The 5,359-nt window shown below is 60.4% G+C and carries 4 protein-coding genes; all 4 read left to right on the top strand.

Features of this window, described 5'->3' with window-relative positions; genetic code table 11:
* Positions 1-76 precede the first annotated feature (76 nt).
* The 4 genes from WBB85_RS09325 to WBB85_RS09310 all read left to right on the top strand — a co-directional run bounded on the left by WBB85_RS09325 (position 77) and on the right by WBB85_RS09310 (position 5,310).
* Positions 77-1,183, top strand: a complete 1,107-nt coding sequence (locus WBB85_RS09325; RefSeq protein ID WP_432638348.1) for an ABC transporter ATP-binding protein — start codon at positions 77-79, stop codon at positions 1,181-1,183.
* An 84-nt stretch (positions 1,184-1,267) separates the two neighbouring features.
* Positions 1,268-2,362, top strand: a complete 1,095-nt coding sequence (locus tag WBB85_RS09320; RefSeq protein WP_432638347.1) for an extracellular solute-binding protein — start codon at positions 1,268-1,270, stop codon at positions 2,360-2,362.
* Between the two features lie 87 nt (positions 2,363-2,449).
* Complete coding sequence (locus WBB85_RS09315; RefSeq protein WP_432638346.1) at positions 2,450-4,087, top strand: ABC transporter permease; 1,638 nt, start codon at positions 2,450-2,452, stop codon at positions 4,085-4,087.
* A gap of 5 nt (positions 4,088-4,092) precedes the next feature.
* The gene (locus tag WBB85_RS09310) at positions 4,093-5,310 is read left to right on the top strand and encodes an ABC transporter permease subunit (RefSeq protein WP_432638345.1); all 1,218 of its coding nucleotides are present in this window, start codon (positions 4,093-4,095) and stop codon (positions 5,308-5,310) included.
* Positions 5,311-5,359 lie beyond the last annotated feature (49 nt).

Below are 5,359 nucleotides of genomic sequence, written 5' to 3'. Positions count from 1 at the left end.
AAACTGGACGGTGTTCCGATTTAGTCAAAACAAGAGTCGGCAAAGACTCACGAAAAGCAACACGGGGAGCCCGAATTTGACCAATGCCAAAACCGGCGGCGACGCCGCATTCGTCGAATTTGAACACGTACAGAAAAGCTATGACGGGGAAACGCTGGTCGTCAAAGACCTGAACCTTTCCATTGCCAAGGGTGAGTTTCTGACCATGCTTGGACCGTCGGGTTCGGGCAAGACCACTTGCCTGATGATGCTGGCGGGTTTTGAGACTGCGACACATGGCGATATCCGGCTGGGTGGCCAGCCGATCAACAACATCCCGCCGCACAAGCGCGGTATCGGTATGGTGTTCCAGAACTACGCTTTGTTCCCGCATATGACAGTGGCCGAAAACCTCGCCTTCCCGCTGGAAGTCCGGGGGCTTGGCAAGTCCGAGCGGGAAGCGAAGGTCAAGCGCGCGCTCGACATGGTGCAGATGGGCGCCTTTGGCGGCCGCCGTCCGGCGCAGATGTCGGGTGGTCAGCAACAGCGTGTTGCCCTTGCCCGCGCTCTGGTCTTTGAACCCGAACTGGTGCTGATGGACGAACCGCTTGGCGCGCTCGACAAGCAGCTTCGCGAACATATGCAGTTCGAGATCACGCGCCTCGCGCATGACCTTGGCATCACCACGGTCTATGTGACCCACGACCAGACCGAAGCGCTGACGATGTCCGACAACGTCGCCGTGTTCGATGACGGTCGTATCCAGCAGCTCGCCCCGCCCGATACGCTTTACGAAGAGCCGGCCAACAGTTTCGTCGCCCAGTTCATCGGCGAAAACAACACGCTGCTCGGCACCGTGAAAGAGATCAAGGGCGAGGTTGCGGTGGTTGAGCTGGACGACGGCGAACTGATCGACTGCAAGCCGGTCAACGTCTCTCAGCCCGGCGAACGCACGCGCGTTTCGATCCGTCCCGAACGGGTGGAATTCAACAAGGCCCGGCTGCAGAAGGGTGCCCATACACTCAAGGCCGAGGTTCTCGAATTTATCTATATGGGTGACATTTTCCGCACTCGGTTGCGTGTCGCGGGCAATGATGAATTCGTCGTCAAGACCCGTAACGCGCCCGATCAGGTCCGGCTTCAGCCCGGCGAGCAGATCGAGATCGGCTGGCTGCCGCAGGATTGCCGCGCCCTCGACGCCTGAACACTATTAGTGAATTTGGCCCGATGCGCCTGTCCCGGGGCGTGGGCCAACCAGATCAAGACGGGAGCTTATAGGGAGTAAGCAATGAAACTGACGAAAACTCTTCTCGCGACATCCGCGCTGGTGATGACGGCCGGGGCTGCCTCGGCCATCGACCTGACGCTGGTGTCCTGGGGCGGCGCCTATCAGAAGTCGCAGCTCAAGGCCTATGCAGAGCCCTACATGGCCGCGCATCCGGACGTGAACATCATCTGGGACGAAAGCTCGGCCGAAGCCGTGGCAAAGCTCCGCGCGATGAACGAAGCGGGCAACCTGACCTGGGACCTCGTTGACGTCGATGCCTCCGACAGCTTCCGTCTATGCGACGAAGGTCTGGCGATGGAATACGATCCGGACGAACTGCTGGCCCCGGCAGATGACGGCACCTCGGCCTCCGAGGATTTCGGCGCGCAGATCGTGAACGACTGCTACATCCCGCAGATCGTCTATTCGACGACCTTCGGCTATCGCACCGATCTGGTCGGCGATACGGCGCCGTCGAACATCTGCGACGTCTTCGATCTTGAAGCCTATCCCGGCAAGCGTTCGCTGGAAAAGCGCCCGATCAACAACATGGAATGGGCCCTGATCTGCGACGGCGTTGCCAAGGATGACGTCTATGACGTTCTGGCCACCGACGAAGGCCAGCAGCAGGCGCTCGCCAAGCTTGACACGATCAAGGATCAGGTCATCTGGTGGTCGGCCGGCGCCGATACGCCGCAGCTTCTGGCAGACGGCGAAGTTGTCATGGGCTCGACCTATAACGGTCGTCTGTTCTCGGCCATCGCCGAGCAGAACCAGCCGATCGCGATGCTCTGGGACGCGCAGGTGTTCAGCTTTGACGGTTGGGTCATCCCCGCCGGTCTTCCGGAAGAGCGTCTGGCAGTCGTGAAGGACTTCCTCAAGTTCGCCACCGACACCCAGCGTCTTGCCGATCAGGCCAAGTACATCTCGTACGGCCCGGCCCGTGCATCGTCGGCTCCGCTCGTCGGTCAGCACGCCGATCTTGGCATCGACATGGCACCGCATATGCCGACCGATCCGGCCAACGCGCAGAACGTGTTCTACTACAACTTCGAGTTCTGGGCTGACTATCGCGACGATATCGACGCGAAATTCCAGGCCTGGCTCGCTGGCTGATACTGCCTTCGGGAAGGGGCCTTCGGGCCCCTTCCACCCCATTCGTTTGTGACTTTAAAAGACCAATAAAACTCTGACGGGGGAGACATGAGCGACACAACCGATACCGGTCCCATGCGGGCCGCCGACGGCACGCCGCTGAAGAAAAGCCTTGCCCGTGCGCTTCGGCGCCAGAAGCTGCGTGCGCTGGCGCTGATCTCTCCTTTGCTGATCTTCGTGGTGGTCACCTTCGTGGTGCCCATCGCCGACATGCTGTTCCGGTCGGTTGAAAACCAGATCGTGTCGGACACGCTGCCGAATACCGTCCGGCACCTTGCCAGCTGGGATTCGGCATCCGGCAATACCCCGGATGAACCGGTCTATGCGGCCCTTGCCGTCGACTTTCAGGCCGCGACCGAGGAAAAGAACCACACCAAGCTCGGCACCCGTCTGAATTACGAAAACCCCGGCCTTTCGTCCCTGTTCCGCAAGACCGGGCGCGGGGCGGATGATATCGGCAAGGCGTCTGCAAAGCGGCTCACCGATCTTGATCCGGCATGGAAAGACGGCGCGACATGGGCGGCCCTTATGGGATCGGACGACTGGTTCGCTGCGATGTCGGACTGGACGAAGGATGATGGCCGCCAGCCGCGTTTTGCGGCGCGTTCCGGAGTGGCGGCAGCGTTGCCCCTGACTTCCTCCGCCTACAGCACTTTCGCGCGGGTTACCCGCACCGACGGCAAGAAGAGCGCCGTCAAAACCAAGCCATGGCCGGTCTTTTTCACCGCACTCGAACAGGACCTTGCATCGGCATCGCCAGAAGCGCTGGCGGCAATCGACGGATCCTCGGCAGCGCTGCTGCAATCTGCGGCCGCAGCGGTTTCGGGGTTTGAAACCGTCTCCTACATGGACGCCTTTATCGAGATCGACAAAGGCTGGGGCGATCTGGACAACTGGCAGACGATCCAGTCCTATGCCGCGCGCTACACGCCGGGTTATTTCCTGAACTCAGTCGACCTTGAAAAAACCCCGGACGGCATTCAGCAGCGGCCCGAACAGCAGCAGATCTATCTGATGCTTTTCTGGCGCACGATCTGGATGTCGATGCTGATCACCTTCTGCTGTCTCGTCCTCGGCTATCCAGTGGCATGGATTCTGGCCAACCTGCGCGCCTCGACCGCGAACGTGCTGATGATCCTTGTCCTTCTGCCCTTCTGGACTTCGCTTCTGGTGCGGACCTCTGCCTGGAAGGTGATGTTGCAGCAGCAGGGTGTGATCAACGACATCCTTGTCTGGCTTGGCCTTGTCGATGACGCCAGCCGATTGGTGCTGATCAACAACCAGTTCGGCACCATCGTGGCGATGACGCATATTCTGCTGCCCTTCATGATCCTGCCGCTTTATTCGGTGATGAAGACCATCCCGCCGACCTATCTGCGTGCGGCGAAATCGCTGGGCGCGACCAACTGGACGGCGTTCTGGCGGGTCTATTTCCCGCAATCGGTGCCGGGCATCGGGGCGGGCGCGATCCTGTGCTACATCCTCGCCATCGGGTATTACATCACGCCGGAACTCGTCGGTGGTACGCAGGGCGTGTTCATTTCGAACCGGATCGCCTTCCACATTTCGTCCTCGCTCAACTGGGGGCTGGCGGCTGCATTGGGCTCGATCCTGCTCGGGGCGGTGCTGATGCTCTACTACGTCTACGACAAGATCGTCGGCATCGATAACGTGAAGCTGGGGTAAGAGACATGAGCATCGGTCATCCTGAAATTCCGAAGCCGAGCCTCATGGGCTTTACCCTGCCGTTGATGGCTGGCGCCGGGCTCTGCCTTGGCTACATCGTCGGCACCGCGAAGGGCCAGCCGCTGATCGGCGTTCTGGTCGGCATCATCGTTGCGGCCGCCCTTGGTTTCGTATTGGCGAGCTTTGTGCCCCAGCGGCGAATGGGTCGCTTGGGCACTGCGGTGCTGGCCGGGCTTGCGGGCTTTGTCCTGGCCGGGTTCTCTGGTGCCGCGGTCGGCGTGATCATCGGTCTGGTGCTAAGCTGGTTTGCCTATTGGCTGTCCTCGGGCGATTACCGCAGCACAGTGCCGGTCTATGCGACGGCGGGCGATGTCCTTTGGCACAATACGTTCAAGCTGATCTGCGGATTGATCTTCTTCTTCCTGATCGCGCCCATCGTCGTGGTGCTGCCGCTCAGCTTCAACGCCCAGGACTTCTTCACCTTCACGCCCGAAATGCTGGCCTTCGATCCCGCAGGGTATTCGCTGAAGCACTACGAGGATTTCTTCAACAACCCCAACTGGACGCGGCCGCTGAAGAACTCCTTCATCATCGCGCCCTTGGCCACGATCATCTCGGTCTCGCTTGGTACGCTTGCCGCGATCGGCCTCAGCCAAAGCCATGTGCCGGGCCGCCGTGCGATCATGGCAATCCTGATCTCACCGATGATCGTGCCGCTGATCATCTCGGCCACGGGCATGTTCTTCTTCTACTCCAAGCTTGGCAACTGGATGGAAGGCAGCCTTGGCATGTCGCAGTACTACATCGGCTATGTGAAGGTCATCCTCGCACATGCGGTGCTGGGCATTCCCTTTGTCATCATCACGGTGACGGCGACCCTGGTGGGCTTTGACCGGTCGCTGACGCGGGCTGCCGCCAATATGGGGGCGGGGCCGGTGCGGACCTTCTTCAAGGTACAGATGCCGCTGATCCTGCCGGGGGTCATCTCGGGCGGGTTGTTTGCCTTCATCACCTCGTTTGATGAGGTCGTGGTGGTTCTCTTCGTCGGATCGGCGGGCCAGAAGACATTGCCTTGGCAGATGTTCACCGGCCTACGCGAACAGATCAGCCCGACGATCCTTGCGGTCGCCACGGTGCTTGTCGTCTTCTCGATCATTCTGCTGACGACCGTTGAACTCTTGCGGCGCCGGTCGGAACGGCTGCGTGGGATGAGCCCGACCTGAGCCACCGGATAACGGTCGGCAAAGTGTCGGCAGTCTGTCGGCAAAACGT

Source organism: Albidovulum sp., assembly GCF_049646345.1.
Taxonomy (GTDB): domain Bacteria; phylum Pseudomonadota; class Alphaproteobacteria; order Rhodobacterales; family Rhodobacteraceae; genus Albidovulum.
The sequence above is the reverse complement of the archived record's forward strand: the minus strand, read 5'-3'. Positions and strand labels throughout refer to the sequence as shown.

What these genes read in the sequence shown, in the direction of transcription:
- WBB85_RS09315 (WP_432638346.1), top strand. Translation starts at nt 2,450, where the DNA reads ATGAGCGACACAACCGATACCGGTCCCATGCGGGCCGCCGACGGCACG.
- WBB85_RS09320 (WP_432638347.1), top strand. Translation starts at nt 1,268, where the DNA reads ATGAAACTGACGAAAACTCTTCTCGCGACATCCGCGCTGGTGATGACG.
- WBB85_RS09310 (WP_432638345.1), top strand. Translation starts at nt 4,093, where the DNA reads ATGAGCATCGGTCATCCTGAAATTCCGAAGCCGAGCCTCATGGGCTTT.